Origin of the sequence: Pandoraea sputorum (genome assembly GCF_000814845.2) — a bacterium.
Lineage (GTDB): Bacteria > Pseudomonadota > Gammaproteobacteria > Burkholderiales > Burkholderiaceae > Pandoraea > Pandoraea sputorum.
On record NZ_CP010431.2, the window covers coordinates 1,408,585 to 1,428,987 of the forward strand.

Genomic DNA, 20,403 nt, shown 5'->3' on the forward strand with positions numbered 1-20,403 from the left:
TGACGAACTCAGCGCTGCTGCATGGCAACGCGCAGGCCCAGGCCAATGAAGATGGTGCCGATGATCTTGCCCTGCCAGCGCAGCAGCCAGGTGAAACGTCCCACGAACTGGCCCAGCGGACGCACCGACATCGCAATGGCCGCCGTATAGAGCGCACTCATCGCGACGAACACCAGCCCCAGCACGAGGAACTGCCCGAAGGCGTTGCCTTCGCTCGCGTGCACGAACTGCGGCATGAAGGCGAGGAAGAACAGGGCGGTCTTCGGATTGAGCACCTCGGTCGCCACGGCCTGGCCGAATGCGCGCCCCGGCGAGACTTTCGGCGCGACGGGCAACTGCGGGTCGGACGGCCGCTCGCGCAGCGCCTTGACGCCCAGATAGATCAGATAGGCCGCACCCACGTATTTGACGACGTCGAACGCCAGCGCGGACGTCATCAACACGGCCGAGAGTCCGATCGCCGCGCACAGTGTGTGCACCAGATCACCGAGCGCGATGCCCATGCCGGTCATGACGCCGGCGCGGCGTCCGCCTTGCACGGTGCGGGTGATGGTCAGCAAGACAGCCGGGCCGGGAATCAGAAAAAGCCCGAAGACAACGACAACAAATGTGGCAAGCGTGGCAAGGGTCGGCATGAAAAGCCTCCGGTGGGGTCGAGGGCGGTGCGGGCCATGACGGCCGTGCAATTGCGACATCATCCCAGATTCCGAAGGCGGGCGCCCAAAAGGGCGCAGAGCGAATCCTGAAGCGCCGCGCGTCGCAGTGGCGGACCATGCCCGGTCTTCGATCCCGCCGGACTACGGCATTCAGGAGCCCGCTCTATGTCACTTATTTCATCCACCTCCGATGCGACCGCTTCGCCCTCGATGGTCTCGTCTGCCTCACCGACAGGCACGCTCTTTCAGGTCGTGATGAATGCGATGCATTGCGCCTTCGACGGCTTCCGTGGCGACTTCTCGGGAGCGCAGGCTTGCCTGCGCGAGAGCGGATTAAGCCAGTTGCTATCCGACGCATGGCAGCACGCAGGCCAGCGGTTCCAACAGCACGCGCTAACACATTCCGGTGTCTCGGACGTCGGCTTTGCCTGCGCCTTGAGCGCGATCACCGTCGGCGCGACTTGCACCTATCTTTGGCCCGAACTCAAGGCGTTGGAACGCGCCATCGACGGGGGCGACGAGACACAGCGTCAGTGGGCGTTGCAGACGGACACGCAACTGCGTCGTCGCACGGTGGCGGATGTGACGGCTATGCGTCAGTGCCTCGCCGTGTTCGACGCGACGGCCCTCGCCGCAGCGGCGCAGCAAGCGGGCACAGACATGCCCCGGCGTGCGCTGGCAGAAATGCGCATCGCCGAAGCGCTGCTGCTTCATATCGCCGACGCGCCTCAATCCGATGAGGCAAGGAGCGACCGGATTGCCGGGCTTTGTCAGCTCATGGCGCACGGCCTCGGGTTCAAACTGCCGAAGACGGTGCGAGATGCCTTGCACATCAGCGACGAGCGGCCGTCCCTGATTCGCGACGATAACGCTTTCACGCTGCTCAAGACTCAACTGGAGCCGGATTGGCGTCAGGACGTGGCGGGCAGTGCGACGTTTACCGTCCATCCCATCGACGTACAGGTGTTCGATCCCGACGAGACAACCGACGACCTCTCGTCGAAGACGCGCAACGAACGCCGCTTGTTGACGCACCCGGTCGCACTGGGTCGCGTGCGCGCCCGTCTCGTGGCGCTATTCGCCGCGAGTGTGCGTGAAGACTGCGGGGGGACGGGCGACTGGCGTGCGCTCGCGCAGCGGGCACTGGCGGTTGCCGCAGAGCACGGCATGTCGTGCGACAAGGTATTGTTGGCGATGGGGATTGCCACGCGTTCAAGCATCAGCGCCCGCTTTGCATGGCGCTGGAGCGACGAGCCGGCGCCCCGGCCAGGGGAAACGCTACGACCGACGATTTCCCTGGATGTGGCCCAATGGATCGCACGCGTGATGATCGTCGCGGGCAATCCCGACGCGAATCTGCCGTGCCCGTCGCGTCTTGCCGCACTCGTCAGAGGCGACACCCCGCCAACGCTGAAGATCGGCAGCGACGACTGGGTGCGTCTCACCGACGGGATCGACGCGCTCGGCCGCAGTCACTGGCACCTGTCGTTCGTGCAGGTCTGCAACGCCGCACGCGGGGCGCGCCGCGTGTGACGCGTTCGGCACGCTCAGAGGTATGCGCCGCCCAGCAGTCCTGCGACGCTGCCAGCCGCGAGCCACCACAGCGGATGCACGCGGGTTCTGATGGCCAGCACCGCCACGCTTGCCGTGATGCCCGCGAGCAGCCACGACGTGGCCGACGCCTCGGCGATCAGCGCCGCGCTCGCGGCAACGAGTCCCGCCGTCATCGGCATCAGACCCGCTTGCACGATGCGTCGCCACGGACGATCCCGGAAGCGCTGCCACAGATGCAGCACTCCCACCGTGATAAGCGACGACGGCCCGAACTTGGCCAATGTCGTGACGAGCATGCCTTGCCAGCCGGCGACATGCCAGCCGACGAGCGTCACGATCATGAGGTTCGGTCCCGGTGCGGCCTGCCCCAGCGCGAACAGCGCGCTGAATTGTTCGGACGTCATCCAGTGATGCAGATCGACCACCTGCCGCTCCATCTCCGGCAGGATCGTATTGCCGCCACCAAAGGCGAGCACAGAAAGCTGCGTGAAGATGAGCGCAAGCGAGATAAGGGTGCCGGTCATTGCGAAACCCTCCAGGTGGCATAAATCGAAATCGGTGTCATCACGAGCATGGTGAGCACCAGTGGCACGCGCAACACGGCAATCGCAATGAAGCACGCCACCGCCACGCCGCCGAGTACGACGGACTTGCGCAGCGGCCACGCCACCTTCCACGCCATCTGAATCAACAGACCGGCTGCCGCTGCCGCCAACCCGGCAAACAGATGTTTCACATGCGGGTCGTTCTGGAAGTGCTGATAGATCGTGCCCAGCGCAATCACCACGGCCGATGGGGCCGCAATCAATCCGAGGATCGACGCGAGCGCTCCGCGCCAGCCACGAAAGCGCATGCCGAGCGCGACAGACAAGTTGATGATGTTGCCGCCCGGCAGAAACTGGCACAGACCGAGCAGATCGGTGAACTCCGCGTCGCTGATCCAGCGATGCTTGTCCACGATCATGCGTCGCGCCAGTGGCAACGCGCCGCCGAACGCGGTCATGCCGAGGCCGAGAAAACCGAAGAAGAGGGCGCGAATGCTCGGGCTGTCCGCCGCCGCTGTGTCGTGCCCGTTGTGGGGCGCGGTAGCGTTGGCGGGGGTGTTCGGCGCAAGGCGGGTGTCGGCTGTCCCGGGCGTACCCGGGGTGGGAGAGGTGAAGGGGGCCTGAGTGTTCATGGCGGGCAAACTCTGAAAACTGGACTACGGTGGGGCCGCCCGGCAGGGAATGTCATCGAGGGAGGGATGCATGGGTGCCGCGCGGGACACCCTGAGAGTAGGACGATTGCGCTATATTGTCCAATATATGGAAGTGACTTGAATCATATTGAATCGATATGGCAAACATCGACGTGCGCTTGCTGCGCTATTTCATTGCGGTGGCTGAAACCGGGCACATGACGCGGGCCGCCGAGCGGCTCGGCATCGGGCAGCCACCGCTCTCACAACAGATCCGTGTGCTTGAGACACAACTGGGCGTGACACTCTTCGAACGCTTGCCGCGCGGCATGGCGCTGACGGACGCGGGGCAGGCTTTCCTCACCGATGCCTACGAAGTCGTGCGCAAGCTCGATCAGGCGGTCGACGACGTGCGGCGTGTGGCAGCGGGTATCAAGGGACGCTTGTCGGTCGGCTTCACTAGCTCGGCGGCGCTGCATCCGTTCGTGCCGACGGTCATTCGCGCGTTCCGTAGCGATGCGCCGTCGGTCTCGTTGATGCTCGACGAGTCGAGTACCGGGGATTTGCTCGACGGGTTGCGCGACGGCCATATCGACGTCGCATTCATCCGTCAGCCGCAGGGCAACACTGGCGAGATCACCGTCGTGCAGGTGCTGGAAGAACCGATGGTGCTGGCCGTGCCGTCCGCGCATCCGCTGGCGCTCACGGGCCGTGCAGGCAAAGCGGCGGTGCCGATGACGGCCATAGCCTCGGAAAAGTTGATTCTCTATCGGCGACGCGCAGGGCAGGGGCTGTACGACGCGATCATCGCTGCGTGCCACGGCGCGGGTTTCAGTCCGGCCATCGAACAGGAAGCGCCGCGTCTGTTGACGACGCTCTCACTTGTCGCGGCCGGACTGGGGGTGTCGGTGGTGCCTGCGTCGCTCATGCGCATGCAGATCGAGGGGATCGTCTACCGGCCCCTCGCGCCGCCGCCGCGCGCACCGTTGTGCTGCGCCTATCGAGAAGGCGTACTCGCCGGTCCGACGGCGCGTCTGCTCGAACATGTGAACGCCGCAGTGCAGACCATCGCCAGGGCATGACGGGCTCGGAAGCTCAGGCCGACGTGCCTGCCTTTTGTGCGACCAGCGCTTCGATGTGGCCGTGCAGTCCCACATCGTTCCAATCCAACTCGCCCATGCGCCAGAAGCGCGCGTTGCCCGCACGGTCGACGAGATACGTGGCGGGCAGGCCGAGCGAGCCGAAGCGTTTGTAGACCGCGCCGTCGGTGTCGAGCAGCACGGTGCCGTCGATGGGGAGCTTGTCGACGAAAGGCTTCACCGTCGTGGGCGGCTCCTTGTAGTTGATGGCGAGCAGGGCGAGGCCGCGCTGGCGGTACTGACGCACCACCGCCCCCATCGCCGGAATCTCCTCGCGGCAAGGCCCGCACCACGTCGCCCAGAAGTTGACGATGACGACGCGTCCGCGATACTGCGATAGCGAGTACGTCTTGCCGTCGAGCCCGTCGAGCGAGAACGCCGGTGTCGCACCGCGCCATGCCGACAGCGTGCCGCCGGACGCACCGGCGAGCGCGCTGTCGTCGACCTCCGTCGCCCCCTTTGCTTCCTTTGTCGGTCCCGCTGCGAGCGCATTGGGGCCGGCGGCCCCGAATGCACCGGCTGCGCCGAGCGCCCCCAGCGTGTGAAGAAAGTGACGGCGTTGCATGGCGATGCGCTCCTTCATTGGCGTGTGACGCTCACGCCGTGGCGGGTGTCGACAGTGACTGTCAGGCGGTGATTTCGCGAGCGTTCATCCGATAGCGGAAAGTATCCGGATTCAGGCTATCGAGCTGAGCGCGCGCCACTTCACCATTCGGGTACATGAGGAACGGCACGGTGCTTGCAGGCTTACCCTGCGCGCCGGGCAGCGAAATGTCAGCGCCGTGATTGAACGCGACCCAGTTCATTTCCCACTGACCGAAGAGCATCGCACGCGCGGCGCGAACGCGCAGATCGTCGACCGGCAGACCGCCCGGCACTTCTTCGAGCACGACCTTGCGCACATCGGCCGGATCGACCGGCACCCAGCCGTAACCGGCCGCGTAGAACTCGGCGCGGCAATGCTGGGCACGCGTCACGTCGCCCGCCTTGCCCAGACTGTTAAAGCCATGACGCGAAGTCGCCACACGCACACCGTAAGCGTCGCGCGCAGGAATCCCTACGGAGCGGGCCAGCGCCGTAAAGAGTGCGTTGATGTCGGCACACTTGCCCGCGAGGTTGCCGGTCGTGAGCATGTAGCGCACGTCGCCCGTGCCGCAACCGCGCACCGAGCCTTCGCGACGGCAGTTCTCCACGATCCATTGATAGATGGCGCGCGCCTTCTCCACGTCGCCCTTCTCACCACGCGTGATCTTCTCGGCGGTTTCGCGCACCAGCCCGTCGGTCGGCTGGAGCTCTGTCGGCTGGAGGTACTGACGCAGCACCGCCGCCGATTCGCGCGGTGCATTGGCCGACGGGGGCTGCGACAGATCGACAACGCGATCGCGCGTGGCGAACGTGTTCGTCAGGGTGACGGTGCGAGCGTTCTGCGCGGCACCTTCGGGCCATGCCACGGCGAGCATCGGTACACCGATTCCCGACGCACCGCGCGCCATGCGTAACTCGGCCCTGGCTCCCGGGGCATCCCAGCGCGTGCCGAGCGCTTGCTGATAGGCCCCGGACGGTGACGTCGCCACCGGCAGCCAGACGTTCGCTGAACCGTTGCCAGCGGGCAGCTCGACCTGCGTCGTCAGCTCGAACGTGCGCCAGCCGTCGGCAGCGCTGGGCGTCTGGCTCGACGATTTGGCCGCGTGGGCATAGCCGGGCAGCAGCGAAGTGGACAGGAACGAGGCGGGGAGGGCATAAGCGCCCAGGGACAGGAAGCGGCGGCGTTGCATGATGTAGACCCCTTTTGGCATCAGCGCTCACGGCGCATTGAGGTTAGGGCAATAGCGGTGGTGTCCCATGCAGGGACGATGTGAACCGGTAGCATCACACCGTCGGATGTCGTCCACAGTCATTTCGGGACATGGCGACGGCGCAAAGCTGCTTCATAATACGTCGACTTAAGGAAAACGAACACCAACGACCATGACTGCAAACGAAGCAACTCAAGTAGGTGCTGAAACGGCGGCACAATCGTCGGCACAGGCGCCGCGTCTGACGTCGCTTTCGCACGGCGGCGGCTGCGGCTGCAAGATCGCGCCGGGCGTGCTTTCCGAATTGCTGGCGCGCAACGACGCGCCGCTGCCCGCCCCGGCCGCGCTGCTGGTGGGCACCGAAACGTCCGACGACGCAGCCGTCTATCAGCTCAACGACGAGCAGGCCATTATCGCGACGACGGACTTTTTCATGCCCATCGTCGACAATCCGTTCGACTTTGGTCGTATCGCCGCGACGAACGCACTCTCCGACATCTACGCGATGGGCGGCAAGCCGATTTTCGCGCTCGCTATCGTCGGCATGCCGATCAACGTATTGCCGCACGAAACGATCCGCGAGATTCTGCGCGGCGGCGAGTCGATCTGCGCCGAAGCGGGCATTCCGATTGCAGGCGGTCACAGCATCGATTCCGTCGAGCCGATCTACGGCCTGGCGGCGCTGGGGGTGGTGCATCCGAAGCGCCTGAAGCGCAATGCCGATGCGCAGGCAGGCGACGTGCTCGTGCTCGGCAAGCCACTCGGCGTCGGCGTGATGTCGGCGGCGCTCAAGAAGAATCAACTGGACGACGAGGGCTACCGCTGCATGATCGACGCCACCACGCGCCTCAATCGCGTGGGACCGGCGCTCGCCGCGTTGCCTGGCGTGCATGCGCTGACCGACGTGACGGGTTTCGGCCTGCTCGGCCACACGCTGGAGATGTGCCGCGGTGCGAATCTCGCCGCCTATCTGCGCATGTCGGACGTGCCGCTGTTCGACGGCGTGCGCGAACTGGCCGACAAGGGATGCATTACCGGCGCGTCCGGTCGCAATTGGGCGTCTTACGGCAAGTCGGTGGAGCTTGGGGAACGCATTACGGAGCGCGACCGCGATCTGCTGTGCGATCCGCAGACGGCTGGCGGCTTGCTGGTGTCGTGCGCACCGGGCGCGGTGGACGATGTGCTGGCCGTCTTCCGTGCCGACGGCTTCGACGCCGCCGGGATCGTGGGCGCGATGCGTCCGGGCACACCGGGCGTGCGCGTCATCTGACGAACGGCTCGCGGTGGTCCAAGCGACAACGGGCGCGCTCCGAAGACCGGAGCGCGCCCGTTTGGTATCCAGCGTCGTCGGACGTCAGCCGTCAGCCGTAACGATCACGCCGCCTGACGTTGTATCTGTGCACCAATAAACGCGACGATCGCCTCGCCGAGCGGTGCCGGGGCGTCGCGATGCGGCGAGTGTCCGCAATCCGGCAGCTTCACCACCTTTGCGTGCGGCACGTGCGCGGCAATGCTGTCCATCTGCGCCATCGTGCCGTACTCGTCATCCTCGCCCTGAATTGCAAGCAGCGGTTTCGAGATGGTCGCCACCGCACCGACCAGATTCCAGTCGCGGAACGCCGGATTCAGCCAGATGTCGTTCCAGCCCCAGAAGGCCGAATCCACATCGTCGTGATAGCGGCCGAGTTTCGTGCGCAGGTCTGTCGTCTCGTAGACGGTTTTCGTCTTTGCGATGCTCTCTACGGAGACGTCCTCGACGAATAGATGTGGTGCGATGACGACCGCGCCTGCCAGCCGGTCGGGGAACGCGGCCGAGAACAGCAGCGCAATCGAGCCGCCGTCGCTGTGACCGACGAGCCAGACGCGGTCCGCCTGCGCCGCACCGACACCGACCGCATCGAGAAACGCGGGCAGTACTTCGCGCGCCTGACGGTGCATGAAGTCGACGGGCCACTTCTCATCCTTCGGGCGCGGCGTCGAGCGGCCGTAGCCGTTTCGTGAAAACACGAGACCACGATAGCCGCCCGCGTCGCACAACTGCTGCGGCCAGTCTTTCCACATGGCGATGGAGCCGAGCCCTTCGTGCAAAAACACCAGCAGCGGCGCGTCGGCGCGCTCGCGGTTGATCCATCGATACTCCAGCGAGAGCGCGCCATGTGAGGGCGTTTCGATCTCTGCGAACTGTACGTCGGACATGCCTCTCAAGTCTCCTAAAGCATCTCGCGCAGCTTGAAGCGCTGGACTTTGCCCGTGGCGGTCTTCGGAAGATCGTCGACGAACACCAACTCGCGAGGATATTTGTGCGGCGCGAGGCGCGCCTTGACGAAGGCTTTCAACTCGGTCGCCATGGCGTCCGTGGCGACCAGCCCCGGCTTGAGGACGACGAACGCCTGCGTCTTCGTCAGGCCGTTGTCGTCGCGTCCCACGACCCCCGCCTCCAGCACTGCGTCGTGCTGCATCAGCACCATCTCGACTTCGATGGGGGAGACGTATTGGCCGCTGACCTTGAGCATATCGTCACTGCGTCCCGCATAGACGTAATACCCATTGGGCAGACGCTGGTACTTGTCGCCGCTCTTGAGCCAGTCGCCGAGAAATGTCGAGCGCGACTTCTCGCGGTTGCACCAGTACATGAGTGCGGCGCTCGGCCCCTTGATGTACAGATCGCCGATTTCGCCGTCGGGCACCGGCTGACCGTTCTCGTCGCGCAACTCCACCGCGTAGCCGGGCACCGGCTCGCCGGTCGTGCCATAGGCGACCTGGCCCGCACGGTTCGACAGGAAGATGTGCAGCATTTCGGTCGAGCCGATGCCGTCCAGAATCTCCGCACCGAAGTGCGCGGTGAAGCGCTCTCCGATCTCACGCGGCAGCGCTTCACCTGCGGACGTGCACAGGCGCAGCGCCACGTCGGCGCGTGCGGGTAGATGGGGCGAAGCGAGCAGTGTGGCGTAGAGCGTCGGCACCCCATAGAAGATCGTCGGCCGATGCTCGCGCAGCCGCTTCGCGACCGCTTCGGCCGTGGGGCGCTCCGCCATCAACACGATGGTTGCGCCGACCGACAGCGGGAACGTCAGCCCGTTACCGAGGCCGTACGCGAAGAACAGTTTGGCCGCAGAGAACACGACATCGTCCTCGCGAATGCCGAGCACGTTGCGTCCGTAAGTCTCTGCCGTCCAGTAAAGATTGGCGTGCGTGTGCACCGTGCCCTTGGGCTTGCCGGTCGAGCCCGACGAGTACAGCCAGAACGCGATGTCGTCGCCAGCCGTGTCGACGGGCAGTGCGCTGGGTGGGCCATCCAGAAGTGCGTCGAATGTCGGCAACGCGCCGTCGTCCCTGGTCGCAATCGGTTGCGAGACGATGCACGGCGGCGGCGATCCCGTCTCGGCGACCTTATCGAGGGCAGTCTGCACCGTCGGCATCAGCGCGCCTGAAGCGATCACGAGTTGCGCCTTGCTATGCAAGATCATGTACGCGTAGTCGTCGGCCGTAAGCAGCGTGTTCACCACGACAGGTACTACGCCCGCATAGAGCGCGCCAAGAAACGCGATGGGCAGATCGATGGTGTCTAGCATGACGAGCAGAATGCGCTCTTCGCGATGTACGCCCGCGCGCGTGAGGCCGGTGGCGAAGCGTCGGCTTTGCTCGGCCAGTTCGCCATAGGTCAGCGCGCGCGTGTCGTCGAGATATGCAGTCTTGGCAGCGCGCTCGCGGTTGAGCGCCTCCAGATGCGCAGCGAAGTTGAAGTTCGCTGGCGGTGGGGTGAGTACGGCTTCCATGTTGCCTCCGGTGGATCACCACACGGCACAGCGCACTCCAACGGGCGCGGCACGCGTGGCGTGAGTTCTATTCAGCGCTCTGACGGCGCCTCTTTGAATCACCTTGACTACGACGGCTTGCGACTTCTACGGCTGGCGTAAAACGGTGCCGATGGCGCAGGCTGTGCCCGCCATCGGCTCAACGCTGCGACATCGTTGCGACGTTATGACGTCGGCAGTTCGACGGCGTCCTGCGTCAGCGCTTCGACGAGGGCGGCAGGCCCCTGTACGGCCGAGCGCACTTGATAGAAGCGCAGCGCGCGCAGGCCACCGAGTTCTTCGCCGCCACCGGCGCGACCCGGGCCACCGTGCAGCGACTGCGGCATGACGTTGCCGTGCCCCGTTTGCGTCTTGGCCACCGACGGATCGACGGCATGAACGCGACCATGCGCGTCGGCCAGCGCAAGCGCGGGCGCGCGCATGGCGACGGCGTCGTTGCTGTACAGCGAAACGACCAGCGATCCCTGACCGCGCTTGGCGAGCATGACGGCTTCGTCGATATCGCGATAGCCGACGAGCGTTGCCACTGGACCGAAGACTTCGGTGTCGTGCACGCGCTTGCCTGCCGCACCATCGCGCAGACCCAGCAGCACTGGCGCGACACAGGCGCTATTCACATTGGCATCGACAAAGACAGCGTCGCGATTCCCGTCGTAAAGCGTTTCCGCTTCGGCCTGCAAATGCGCGATGCCGTCGAGCACCGCGCGCTTTTGTGCAGCACTCACGAGCGAACCCATCTTCACGGTCTCGTTGCGCGGGTTGCCGACGACTGTCTTCGCCAGTCGCTCGGCAATGGCGGTGGCCGCCGCGTCGAAATGCTCGACCGGCACCATCGCGCGACGAATCGCCGTGCACTTCTGCCCGGACTTGACCGTCATCTCACGCGCCACTTCGCGCACGAACTGATCGAAGGCGGCGGTGCCCGGTGCGGCGTCCGGCAAAAGGATGGCGCTGTTCAGACTGTCGGCTTCCACGTTGATGCGCGCGGAGCGTTCGGTGAAGGCGGGATGTGCGCGCAACGTGGCGGCGGTGTCCGCCGAGCCGGTGAACGAGACCACATCGAACGGTCCGATGCGATCGAGCAGACCGGCGGCGCTGCCGCAGATCACCGACAGGCTGCCCGGCGGCAGAATGCCTGCGGCGACCACATCGGCCACCATGCGTTGCGTGAGCCATGCGGTCGACGTCGCCGGTTTGACGATGACGGGCACACCGGCGAGCAGCGCACCTGCCGCCTTCTCCCAGAGACCCCACGAGGGGAAGTTGAAGGCGTTGATAAAGAGGGCGACGCCCGGCGTCGGACGGAAGACGTGACGCACGGCAAACGACGCGTCTTTGGCGAGCGGTACGGTCGCGCCGTCGAGCAACGTGTGCGCGTCGCCCAGCGACGCACCTAGTTTTGCGTAGGTCGACAGCGTGTAAATCGCACCGTCGATGTCGACAGCGGAGTCGGTGGCGACCGTGCCCGAGTTGGCCGTGGCGATGGCGTAGTAGTCGTCGCGATTCGCCTGCAACGTGGCGACGATCTGCGAGAGACGCTGCGCCCGTTCGCCGTACGACAGCGCACGCAGCGCGGGGCCAGCCGTGTCGCGCGCGAAGGCGAATGCGGCGTCGAGATCGAGACCGGCGCTCGAGACGAAGGCGAGCGTGTCGCCCGTCACGGGATCGGTCAGCGCGGTGCGCTCGCCGTCACCGGCCACCCATCGGCCAGCGACATAGTTTTCCAGCAAGGCAGGGGTACTCATATCCATCAACCGAAATGAATCAAGCAGGGAAGCCGGGGCGCGCCGGTCTCAGGCGCTGCGCGTAAATTCGATAGCGCCTTCGGGCAGCAGGTACAGCACGAGGGCACGGCCGCTCGCGACCGTCGGCCGATGCGCGGTGCCCGGGCCGTACACGCACCAGCCAGCGGGATGTCCGTCGAACGTCGCGCCCGGCGTGAGCGGCATGATCAGATCGATTTCGCCATTGGGGTGCACGTGGTGCGGTCCGGCCAGATCGGCCATGTCGACGACGTCCACGGAAAAGCCGTGCGTGTCGGGCGTGGGCTTGATGACGCGCCCATACCGAATGCCGCCGCCTTCGCGATTGCACAGCCACCCCTCGGCCACGCCGGTGCGGCAGGCGTCGATGAGGGCTTCGTAACCTGGGGAGCCCGCGCCGTAGTTGGTGTTGAGCCAGTCGGCAAGCGAGCTGTCTAGAGGGCGGCCGTCGAGCTGACGTGTCACGTCGGCGATCAGCGCCTGAAATTGGGGCACATCCATCCATGTCTCCTGGGGACGTCGTGTTTGCTTTTTTACCGACGCATGGTGAAAATTAGAGCATGCAAATTTGACTGTCAAGCAATATATTACATGTTACCTGCTTCGAGGATCTCATCCGATGAATAAGAGTGCGCAAGCCGATGGGGTGCCGACGGCGCGAGGCGCCGGCGAGAAAGACCCGTTCCTGGTCGCACTGGGCGAGCGGGTTCGCACGCTGCGCGCCCGCCGCGGCCTGACCCGTAAGGCGCTGGCGTTGGATGCCGGAGTCTCCGAGCGTCACGTCGCCAATCTTGAGTCGGGCGTGGGGAACGCCTCCGTGCTGTTCCTGCGTCAGCTCGCACAGGCACTAAATTGCACATTGGCCGAAATCGTGGGCGACGAAACCACGTCTTCCGCCGAGTGGCTGCTGATTCGCGAGATCCTGCACGGGCGCGACGGCGAGGCGCTGACCCGCGCGCGTCAGGCGTTGAGCGAACTCTTTGCGGGCAGCGAGCGAGACCCCGACCGGCGTGGGCGCATCGCACTGATCGGCCTGCGCGGCGCAGGCAAGTCGACGCTGGGCCGTATGCTTGCCGACGACATGCACGTCCCGTTCGTCGAACTCAATCGCGTGATCGAACAACTGGCGGGCTGCCCGCCGTCGGAGATCTATTCGCTGTATGGCGCGAGCGCCTACCGTCGCTACGAGCTGCGCGCGCTGGAAGCCGTGGTGGCCGAGCATCCGCGTGCCGTGATCGCTTCGCCCGGCGGTATCGTCAGCGACGCCGCCACGTTCAATTTCCTGCTGACCCACTGCTATACGGTGTGGCTGCAAGCGTCGCCCGAGGAGCACATGAAGCGCGTGGTGGCACAGGGCGACCTGCGGCCGATGTCGGGCAATGCGGAAGCGATGGACGACCTCAAGCGCATTCTGGCTGGGCGCCAGGACTTCTACGCCAAGGCCGACATGAGCTTCGACACCGGCGGAAGGGCGCTCGCGGATGCTTATCTGCAACTGCGCGGACGCCTCGCAGTGCAGTTGTCATCCGATTGATCGGATGTATTCTGCAAAATAATTCATTTTTATTTGGGTAAGCGGTTGACGGTGGGTTTGTGCTGCACTATATTGCAATTCAACAAGATCATTATTCGAGTTGGAGGCAATCATGTTCGGCAAACCCCACGTCGACTACCGTACGGACCCCACGCAGTACAAGCACTGGAAGCTGACCTTCGACGGCGCAGTGGCCACGCTCGCCATCGACATCGCGGAAGACGGCGGTATTCGCGAGGGCTATAAGCTCAAGCTCAATTCGTACGATCTGGGCGTGGATATCGAACTGCACGATGCCGTCCAGCGCATCCGGTTCGAACATCCGGAAGTGAAGACGGTGGTGGTCACGAGCGCCAAGGACCGTGTGTTCTGCTCGGGAGCGAACATCTTCATGCTGGGCCTCTCCTCGCATGCGTGGAAGGTCAACTTCTGCAAATTCACCAACGAAACACGTAACGGCCTCGAAGACTCCAGCCGTCATTCGGGCCTGAAGTTTATTGCCGCCGTGAACGGCGCCTGCGCTGGCGGCGGTTACGAGCTGGCACTGGCATGCGACGAGATCTATCTGGTGGACGACCGCTCGTCGTCGGTTGCGCTGCCGGAAGTGCCGCTGCTGGGCGTGTTGCCGGGCACTGGCGGCCTGACGCGTCTGACGGATAAGCGCCATGTGCGCAACGACCGCGCCGACATCTTCTGCACCATCGTGGAAGGCATTCGCGGCGAGCGCGCCAAGCAATGGCGTCTGGTCGACGAAGTGGTCAAGCCCGCGCAGTTCGCGCAGGCCGTGGCTGCGCGTGCGCAGGAACTGGCGCAGGACAGCCATCGACCGGGCGGCAAGGGCGTGACGCTCACGCGCATCGAGCGCACCGATGAGCCGGACGCCATCCGTTACGAATTCGTCGAAGTGGAAATCGACCGCACCAATCGCACCGCAAGCCTGACCGTGAAGGCGCCGAAGTCTGCGCCGCCGAGCGACATCGCCGGTATCGAAGCGGCAGGCGTCAACTGGTGGCCGCTGAAGATGGCGCGCGAACTCGACGACGCGATTCTCAACCTGCGCACCAACGAACTCGACATCGGTACGTGGCTGTTGCGCACCGAAGGCGACGCAAAACATGTGCTGGCCGCCGATGCGTCGCTGCTCGCGCACCAGGATCACTGGTTCGTGCGTGAAACCCTCGGCATGCTGCGCCGCACGTTCGCCCGTATCGATGTGTCGTCGCGCTCGCTGTTTGCGCTGATCGAGCCGGATTCGTGCTTCACCGGCACGCTCGCCGAATTCGCCTTCGCCGCCGACCGCACGTATATGGCCGCGCTCCCGGCAAGCGAGGAAGACGAACCGGCCATCACGCTAAGCGAGGTCAACTTCGGCCTGCTGCCGATGGTCACCGATCAGTCGCGTCTCGCACGCCGTTTCTACGAAGACGCCGCCGAGCTGGACGCCGTGCGCGCCACCATCGGCCGTCCGGTGCGTCCGGACGAAGCCGAGCGCCTGGGGCTGGTCACGGCCGCCGTCGACGATCTCGACTGGCCGGACGAAATTCGCATCGCCATCGAAGAGCGCGCGGCGATGTCGCCCGATGCGCTCACCGGCATGGAAGCCAACCTGCGCTTTAACGGTAAGGAGACGATGAACACGCGCATCTTCGGCCGTCTGTCGGCGTGGCAGAACTGGATTTTCATTCGTCCGAACGCAGTGGGCGAGAAGGGCGCGCTCAAGGTCTACGGCAAGGGTAACAAGGCGCAGTTCGATCTGAACCGCGTCTGACGAATTCGTAGGGGGGGGCGGCAGTCGCCCGCCCGGACCCGATCAAACGTTTCCATAGAACACGTACGAGACACGAGGATTCCCACGATGGCTTCGATCAACTACAGCGAGAAGATCCCCAACAACGTCAACCTGTCGGACGACCGCACGCTGCAACGCGCGCTCGAACAATGGCAGCCGAACTTTCTGTCCTGGTGGGGCGACATGGGGCCGGAAGGCTCGCATGGTTTCGACGTCTATCTGCGCACGGCCGTGAGCGTCGATCCGAGCGGCTGGGCGCACTTCGATCACGTGAAGATGCCGGACTATCGCTGGGGCATCTTCCTCACGCCGGGCGAGTCGGATCGCAAGATCCACTTCGGCGAGCACAAGGGCGAAGCCGCGTGGCAGGATGTCCCGGGCGAGCATCGCGCGAACCTGCGCCGCATTATCGTCACGCAGGGGGACACGGAACCGGCGTCGGTGGAACAGCAGCGTCACCTCGGGCTGACCGCACCGTCGATGTACGACCTGCGCAATCTGTTCCAGGTGAATGTGGAAGAAGGCCGTCACCTGTGGGCGATGGTCTACCTGCTGCATCGCTACTTCGGTCGCGACGGCCGTGAAGAAGCCGAAGCGCTGCTCGGACGCCGCTCGGGCGACGAGGACAATCCCCGCATTCTCGGTGCGTTCAACGAGAAGACGCCGGACTGGCTCGCGTTCTACATGTTCACGTACTTCACCGATCGTGACGGCAAGTTCCAGTTGTCCGCACTGGCCGAGTCGGGTTTCGACCCGCTGGCCCGCACCACCAAGTTCATGCTCACCGAAGAAGCGCACCACATGTTCGTGGGCGAGTCGGGCGTCTCGCGTGTGATTGCCCGCACGGCGCAGGTGATGAACGAACTGAAGACGGACGACGTCTCGAAGCTGCGCGCGGCAGGCGTCATAGATCTGCCGACCATCCAGCGCTACATCAACTTCCACTACTCCGTGACGATCGATCTGTTCGGCGCGGACCAGTCGTCGAACGCGGCGATCTTCTATAGCTCGGGCCTTAAGGGTCGCTATGAAGAGAGCAAGCGCGACGACGATCATCAACTGAACGGTCAGATGTACCGTCTGCTCGATGTCGACAACGGCAAGCTCGTGGAGCGCGAAGTGCCGATGCTCAACGCGATGAACGAAGTGCTGCGCGACGACTACATCAAGGATTCGGTCGCCGGTGTGAATCGCTGGAACAAGGTGCTGGAGAAGGCCGGTATCGACTTCCGTCTGACGGTGCCGCACAAGGCGTTCAATCGTCAGATCGGTACGTTCGCGGGCGTGCGCGTGTCGCCGGACGGTCGTGTTGTGAGCGAGACGGAATGGGCCGCACATGAGCGCGAATGGCTGCCGACGTCGGAAGACCGTGCGTATGTGGCGTCGCTCATGGGCCGTGTGACCGAGCCGGGCAAGTTCGCCAACTGGATTGCGCCGCCTCCGTTGGGCATCAATCGTCAGCCCATCGATTTCGAGTACGTGCGTTTCAACTAAGTCATTGCCCAGTTATTGGAAAGGCCGCAAGAGCCATCCCCACAAGGAGACAGCATCATGAACGGCCCCGTTCCGGTCGAAGTCCTGAAGCAGCATCTGATCGATCCGGAGATCTGCATTCGCTGCAACACTTGCGAGGAGACGTGTCCGATCGACGCGATCACGCATGACGAGAACAACTACGTCGTGCGCGCGGACACGTGCAATGGGTGCATGGCGTGTATCTCGCCGTGCCCGACGGGGGCCATCGACAACTGGCGCGACGTGCTCAGAGCCGAGGCCTATGCTGTCGACGACCAGCTCACGTGGGACGAACTGCCCGTGCAGGATGACGCGCTTGCCGGGCAGGGCACGATTGGCGAGGCGTCGGAGGGCGCGGCGGGTGGTGCGTCCGGTGCCTCGGCCGATTCGTCGGAGCCCGTCATCGGCGGCTCGGATCTGGTGCGCGGCTCGGTCGTGCCGCCCTGGTCCGCCGCGAAGCCGTACGTCAACCTCTATAACCACAAGGCCCCGGTGCAGGCCACCGTGGTCGGCAACTATCGCGTGACGGACGCGAGTACCGAGAGCGATATCCATCACATCGTGCTCGACTTCGGCAAGCAACCGTTCCCGGTGCTCGAAGGGCAGTCCATCGGCATCATCCCTCCGGGCACGACGGCGGACGGGCGTGCGCACCATGCGCGTCAGTATTCGATTGCGTCGCCGCGCGATGGGGAACGTCCGGGTTACAACAATCTGGCGCTCACGGTGAAGCGCGTGACGAAGGATCATCAGGGACAGGCCGTCGGTGGCGTGTGCTCGAACTATCTGTGCGACCTGAAGAAGGGCGACGTGGTCAACGTGATGGGGCCATTCGGCAGCACGTTCCTGATGCCGAACCACGCCGACTCGCATCTTCTGATGATCTGCACCGGCACGGGCGCGGCGCCGATGCGCGCGATGACCGAATACCGTCGTCGTCGCCGCATGAAGGGCGCGACCGGCAAGCTGATGCTGTTCTTCGGTGCGCGCACGCAGGGCGAGTTGCCGTACTTCGGTCCGCTGCTCAATCTGCCGAAGGATTTCATCGATACCAATCTCGCGTTCTCTCGCACGCCGGGAAGCCCCAAGCGTTACGTGCAGGATGCGATGCGCGAGCGTGCGGCCGATGTGGCGGCGTTGCTGCGGCACGAGCATACGTACATCTATGTCTGCGGGCTGAAGGGGATGGAGGACGGTGTGCTCCAGGTGTTGCAGACCATCGCCGGTGAGGCCGGTCTCGACTGGCAGACGCTCTGGCAGCGGATGAAGACGGAAGGGCGTCTGCATCTGGAAACTTATTGACGACTCAGGCGCGCGGCGTTGCACCGCACTTCGCGAAGCGGAGGCCTCACGATTGACCGACGGCGTTTTGCGCCGACTTAACACCGCGTGTTTCGGCACGCGGTTTTTTTTCGTCCCGATGGTATTCGATGCTGTCTCAAGTGCGTCACCGGAATTGAGTAACATGGAGGAGCTGTTTCCCTTCCATTTTTTTCTCTGAACGGAGAGTCACATGGGCAAGAAGCGGATTCTGGTGTTGGCGGGCGACTACGTCGAAGACTACGAGCTGATGGTGCCGGTGCAGGCGCTGATGGCCGTCGGGCATCGCGTGGAAGTCGTCTGCCCTGGCAAGAAGGCGGGCGACAAGGTGCGCACTGCGATTCACGATTTCGAAGGCGATCAGACCTACAGCGAGAAGCGCGGTCACGACTTCACGCTCAACGCGACGTTCGATGGCCTCTCGCCAGCGGACTTCGACGCGCTGGTGATCCCTGGTGGCCGCGCCCCTGAATATCTGCGGCTCAACGAGCAGGTGCTCGCCGCCGTGCGCCACTTTGCCGAGAACGACAAGCCGATTGCCGCGATCTGTCACGGCGCGCAGTTGCTCGCGGCCGCAGGTGTGATCGAAGGGCGCGAATGCTCGGCGTACCCCGCTTGTGCACCGGAAGTGCGTCTGGCGGGCGGTAAGTACATGGAGATCGCCATCGACGACGCCCATACCGATGGCAAACTTGTCACCGCCCCGGCGTGGCCCGCGCACCCCGCGTGGATCGCACAGTTCCTCGCCGTGCTCGGCACGAAAATCGAGCTGTAATGCCGCAGTAAAGCAGCCGTAGTGCAGCAGTAATGCAGCAGTAATGCAGGACCTCCCATCGGACGTCGCCGCCGCTGCGGTCGTTGCCGCAGACGCGCGGCGGATTTGTCCGATCTTGCCTCATTTTCGAAAGCTGGATGCGCGACGCCGCAGCAAGATTGCCGCTCTCAACCGGGGTGGCCGGCGTCCGCACACGTCACGGCCCCCTGCCACGACCAGGGAGCGTCGCGATGCAGGTCAACACTTTCCTCGTTCACAGTGACATCGATCACCACCGTCACGACCAACCAATCGGCGACGCCACCGGGCGCGCCGGTTTGTTGCCGGAAGCCGGGCCGCAGGGCATCTTCGGTGCGGTCGTCGGGCACGACGGCAGTGGTGCGTCGCTGCCGGACATCGGCCCCTACGATTTTTCCAGCGCCACACGCGTGACCGATGCCATGCCGATGGGCAGCACGGGCGCGGCGATCCGCATGTCGCTCACGCTGCGTGCGGATATGCCTCAGTACGTCGTCAAGGCGTGCCCGAGCGCAGGGCATGCCGCACAGGCATGGCTGGCGTCGCGGCTCTTCGGCGCCGTGGGACTGGCGACGCCTACGGCAGTCCTCGCGCACGGTTGTTCGCAGGCGTTCGACGGGACGCTCGATCCGGCGCGCGTCTATCTGGCGACGACGTTTCTGTCCCGATATCAGGATCTCGGCGACTGGCTGGAGAGCGACGATGCGTGGCGTGTCTTCGAAGGCAAACCCGGTGTCGACGGGCTCGACGTCGGTGGGCTGCAACGGGCGAGGGACGAAGCGATGGCGGCGGGGCGGCAGATGGCGGGACTCGTGGCATCCAACGGCGTGCCGTTCCATGCGCTAAGCGGTGAGGCGGCAAGGGGGTATGCCGATGCACTGGCGCGTCGCAATGCTATGCGGCATCGGCTCTGTCACGCGCTGCCGGACGTCTATCAATGTGCGCTCGAGCGTCACTATGTCGCCGGGCTCTGGCTCGGCAACGGGAATCTGTGCAACGTCTTCATGGAGAACCTCGGCGTCTGGCGCGACAAGAACGACCTGCCGTATGCGATGTCGCTCGACTTCGACGCGGCAGACTTCACCGACACGCCTGCGGCAAACGCGCTCGCGGATCTCTCTCAATTTCACTGTGGCGATCATTACGCGCCCCATGTCCGTCGTCTGAAGGGACTCACAGGCGAGGCGTCGAACAAGACAGTGCACGATGAATTGAAGAACCCGGTCGGTGTGCGCGCGCTGGCGGCCGAAATGGCCTACCGGCTGGGCCGGATTTCGGCGCAGAACATTCGCCCGTGGGCGCAAAGCGCGCATGCGGTGGCGAGGGCCGGGGACGCGGCGCGCGATGCTTCGCCCGACGTTGCCGCCGCGTGCATTGAACCGGATGCGCTCGTGCATCGGCTGCTGGCACGACGCGATCAACTGGTGGAGGGCCTCGGCGGCACATGGGCTGCGCAAATCTGGGCGCACATGTACGGCACGCGTGCCAGGGCGGTAGACGCGCGGCAGGAACCGTTCCTGTGTGCAGGGCAGCGTTGAGCGCCGACGTTTGC

At 64.6% G+C, this 20,403-nt stretch carries 18 protein-coding genes; 9 read left to right on the top strand and 9 right to left on the bottom strand.

From position 1 onward, the window contains the following. Positions 1-8: 8 nt before the first annotated feature. Positions 9-635 carry a LysE family translocator gene (locus NA29_RS06410; protein ID WP_039396917.1) on the bottom strand — a complete coding sequence of 209 codons (627 nt, stop codon included), beginning with the start codon at positions 633-635 and terminating at the stop codon, positions 9-11. A gap of 186 nt (positions 636-821) precedes the next feature. On the opposite strand from NA29_RS06410, the gene NA29_RS06415 reads away from it, so the two are divergent. Further along, entirely contained in the window at positions 822-2,189 is a 1,368-nt protein-coding gene (locus tag NA29_RS06415) for a hypothetical protein (RefSeq protein ID WP_150777509.1), read from the top strand. 14 nt (positions 2,190-2,203) lie between these two features. Here NA29_RS06415 and NA29_RS06420 read toward each other — a convergent pair whose 3' ends face one another. Together NA29_RS06420 and NA29_RS06425 are read right to left on the bottom strand one after the other, a co-directional pair. Continuing rightward, the gene (locus NA29_RS06420) at positions 2,204-2,734 is read right to left on the bottom strand and encodes a chromate transporter (protein ID WP_039396924.1); all 531 of its coding nucleotides are present in this window, start codon (positions 2,732-2,734) and stop codon (positions 2,204-2,206) included. Next, positions 2,731-3,387, bottom strand: coding sequence for a chromate transporter (locus NA29_RS06425; RefSeq protein ID WP_224786866.1), 657 nt, complete (start codon positions 3,385-3,387; stop codon positions 2,731-2,733). Before NA29_RS06425 ends, NA29_RS06420 begins: the two co-directional genes overlap by 4 nt. 158 nt (positions 3,388-3,545) lie before the next feature. Between NA29_RS06425 and NA29_RS06430 the strand changes: the two genes are divergently transcribed. Then, complete coding sequence (locus tag NA29_RS06430; protein ID WP_039396934.1) at positions 3,546-4,469, top strand: LysR family transcriptional regulator; 924 nt, start codon at positions 3,546-3,548, stop codon at positions 4,467-4,469. 13 nt (positions 4,470-4,482) lie between these two features. Here NA29_RS06430 and NA29_RS06435 read toward each other — a convergent pair whose 3' ends face one another. Together NA29_RS06435 and NA29_RS06440 are read right to left on the bottom strand one after the other, a co-directional pair. Continuing rightward, complete coding sequence (locus NA29_RS06435) at positions 4,483-5,091, bottom strand: TlpA family protein disulfide reductase (RefSeq protein ID WP_157744762.1); 609 nt, start codon at positions 5,089-5,091, stop codon at positions 4,483-4,485. Positions 5,092-5,152: 61 nt separating this feature from the next. Further along, positions 5,153-6,301, bottom strand: coding sequence for a transglutaminase-like domain-containing protein (locus NA29_RS06440; RefSeq protein WP_039396936.1), 1,149 nt, complete (start codon positions 6,299-6,301; stop codon positions 5,153-5,155). 193 nt (positions 6,302-6,494) lie between these two features. On the opposite strand from NA29_RS06440, the gene selD reads away from it, so the two are divergent. Next, positions 6,495-7,592, top strand: coding sequence for a selenide, water dikinase SelD (selD, locus tag NA29_RS06445; protein ID WP_052252574.1), 1,098 nt, complete (start codon positions 6,495-6,497; stop codon positions 7,590-7,592). A 104-nt stretch (positions 7,593-7,696) separates the two neighbouring features. Here the strand turns inward: selD and NA29_RS06450 are convergent, their stop codons facing one another. The 4 genes from NA29_RS06450 to NA29_RS06465 all read right to left on the bottom strand — a co-directional run bounded on the left by NA29_RS06450 (position 7,697) and on the right by NA29_RS06465 (position 12,401). Then, positions 7,697-8,518, bottom strand: coding sequence for an alpha/beta fold hydrolase (locus NA29_RS06450; RefSeq protein WP_052252575.1), 822 nt, complete (start codon positions 8,516-8,518; stop codon positions 7,697-7,699). Between the two features lie 14 nt (positions 8,519-8,532). Beyond that, entirely contained in the window at positions 8,533-10,098 is a 1,566-nt protein-coding gene (locus NA29_RS06455) for a benzoate-CoA ligase family protein (protein ID WP_039396940.1), read from the bottom strand. Between the two features lie 203 nt (positions 10,099-10,301). Next, the gene (locus tag NA29_RS06460) at positions 10,302-11,888 is read right to left on the bottom strand and encodes a 3,4-dehydroadipyl-CoA semialdehyde dehydrogenase (protein ID WP_039396942.1); all 1,587 of its coding nucleotides are present in this window, start codon (positions 11,886-11,888) and stop codon (positions 10,302-10,304) included. 42 nt (positions 11,889-11,930) lie between these two features. Further along, complete coding sequence (locus tag NA29_RS06465; protein ID WP_039396944.1) at positions 11,931-12,401, bottom strand: DUF4863 family protein; 471 nt, start codon at positions 12,399-12,401, stop codon at positions 11,931-11,933. Positions 12,402-12,519: 118 nt separating this feature from the next. On the opposite strand from NA29_RS06465, the gene NA29_RS06470 reads away from it, so the two are divergent. The 6 genes from NA29_RS06470 to NA29_RS06495 all read left to right on the top strand — a co-directional run bounded on the left by NA29_RS06470 (position 12,520) and on the right by NA29_RS06495 (position 20,389). Then, entirely contained in the window at positions 12,520-13,434 is a 915-nt protein-coding gene (locus tag NA29_RS06470; protein WP_052252576.1) for a helix-turn-helix transcriptional regulator, read from the top strand. A gap of 112 nt (positions 13,435-13,546) precedes the next feature. Beyond that, positions 13,547-15,202: a 2,3-epoxybenzoyl-CoA dihydrolase gene (gene boxC, locus NA29_RS06475; protein WP_039396947.1), complete on the top strand. Its 1,656-nt coding sequence runs from the start codon at positions 13,547-13,549 to the stop codon at positions 15,200-15,202. Between the two features lie 87 nt (positions 15,203-15,289). Continuing rightward, entirely contained in the window at positions 15,290-16,717 is a 1,428-nt protein-coding gene (boxB, locus tag NA29_RS06480) for a benzoyl-CoA 2,3-epoxidase subunit BoxB (protein ID WP_039396949.1), read from the top strand. A gap of 57 nt (positions 16,718-16,774) precedes the next feature. Further along, positions 16,775-18,040 carry a benzoyl-CoA 2,3-epoxidase subunit BoxA gene (gene boxA, locus NA29_RS06485; protein ID WP_039396951.1) on the top strand — a complete coding sequence of 422 codons (1,266 nt, stop codon included), beginning with the start codon at positions 16,775-16,777 and terminating at the stop codon, positions 18,038-18,040. Between the two features lie 211 nt (positions 18,041-18,251). Beyond that, entirely contained in the window at positions 18,252-18,833 is a 582-nt protein-coding gene (locus tag NA29_RS06490; RefSeq protein ID WP_039396953.1) for a DJ-1/PfpI family protein, read from the top strand. A gap of 230 nt (positions 18,834-19,063) precedes the next feature. Then, positions 19,064-20,389 (top strand): hypothetical protein, encoded by a 1,326-nt coding sequence (locus NA29_RS06495; protein ID WP_039396955.1) that lies wholly within the window; start codon positions 19,064-19,066, stop codon positions 20,387-20,389. The last annotated feature ends 14 nt before the right edge of the window (positions 20,390-20,403 follow it).

Excerpts from the sequence above, each read along its gene's own strand:
- NA29_RS06410 (WP_039396917.1), bottom strand. The coding sequence starts at position 635 with ATGCCGACCCTTGCCACGCTTGCCACATTTGTTGTCGTTGTCTTCGGG.
- NA29_RS06415 (WP_150777509.1), top strand. The coding sequence starts at position 822 with ATGTCACTTATTTCATCCACCTCCGATGCGACCGCTTCGCCCTCGATG.
- NA29_RS06420 (WP_039396924.1), bottom strand. The coding sequence starts at position 2,734 with ATGACCGGCACCCTTATCTCGCTTGCGCTCATCTTCACGCAGCTTTCT.
- NA29_RS06425 (WP_224786866.1), bottom strand. The coding sequence starts at position 3,387 with ATGAACACTCAGGCCCCCTTCACCTCTCCCACCCCGGGTACGCCCGGG.
- NA29_RS06430 (WP_039396934.1), top strand. The coding sequence starts at position 3,546 with ATGGCAAACATCGACGTGCGCTTGCTGCGCTATTTCATTGCGGTGGCT.
- NA29_RS06435 (WP_157744762.1), bottom strand. The coding sequence starts at position 5,091 with ATGCAACGCCGTCACTTTCTTCACACGCTGGGGGCGCTCGGCGCAGCC.
- NA29_RS06440 (WP_039396936.1), bottom strand. The coding sequence starts at position 6,301 with ATGCAACGCCGCCGCTTCCTGTCCCTGGGCGCTTATGCCCTCCCCGCC.
- selD (WP_052252574.1), top strand. The coding sequence starts at position 6,495 with ATGACTGCAAACGAAGCAACTCAAGTAGGTGCTGAAACGGCGGCACAA.
- NA29_RS06450 (WP_052252575.1), bottom strand. The coding sequence starts at position 8,518 with ATGTCCGACGTACAGTTCGCAGAGATCGAAACGCCCTCACATGGCGCG.
- NA29_RS06455 (WP_039396940.1), bottom strand. The coding sequence starts at position 10,098 with ATGGAAGCCGTACTCACCCCACCGCCAGCGAACTTCAACTTCGCTGCG.
- NA29_RS06460 (WP_039396942.1), bottom strand. The coding sequence starts at position 11,888 with ATGGATATGAGTACCCCTGCCTTGCTGGAAAACTATGTCGCTGGCCGA.
- NA29_RS06465 (WP_039396944.1), bottom strand. The coding sequence starts at position 12,401 with ATGGATGTGCCCCAATTTCAGGCGCTGATCGCCGACGTGACACGTCAG.
- NA29_RS06470 (WP_052252576.1), top strand. The coding sequence starts at position 12,520 with ATGAATAAGAGTGCGCAAGCCGATGGGGTGCCGACGGCGCGAGGCGCC.
- boxC (WP_039396947.1), top strand. The coding sequence starts at position 13,547 with ATGTTCGGCAAACCCCACGTCGACTACCGTACGGACCCCACGCAGTAC.
- boxB (WP_039396949.1), top strand. The coding sequence starts at position 15,290 with ATGGCTTCGATCAACTACAGCGAGAAGATCCCCAACAACGTCAACCTG.
- boxA (WP_039396951.1), top strand. The coding sequence starts at position 16,775 with ATGAACGGCCCCGTTCCGGTCGAAGTCCTGAAGCAGCATCTGATCGAT.
- NA29_RS06490 (WP_039396953.1), top strand. The coding sequence starts at position 18,252 with ATGGGCAAGAAGCGGATTCTGGTGTTGGCGGGCGACTACGTCGAAGAC.
- NA29_RS06495 (WP_039396955.1), top strand. The coding sequence starts at position 19,064 with ATGCAGGTCAACACTTTCCTCGTTCACAGTGACATCGATCACCACCGT.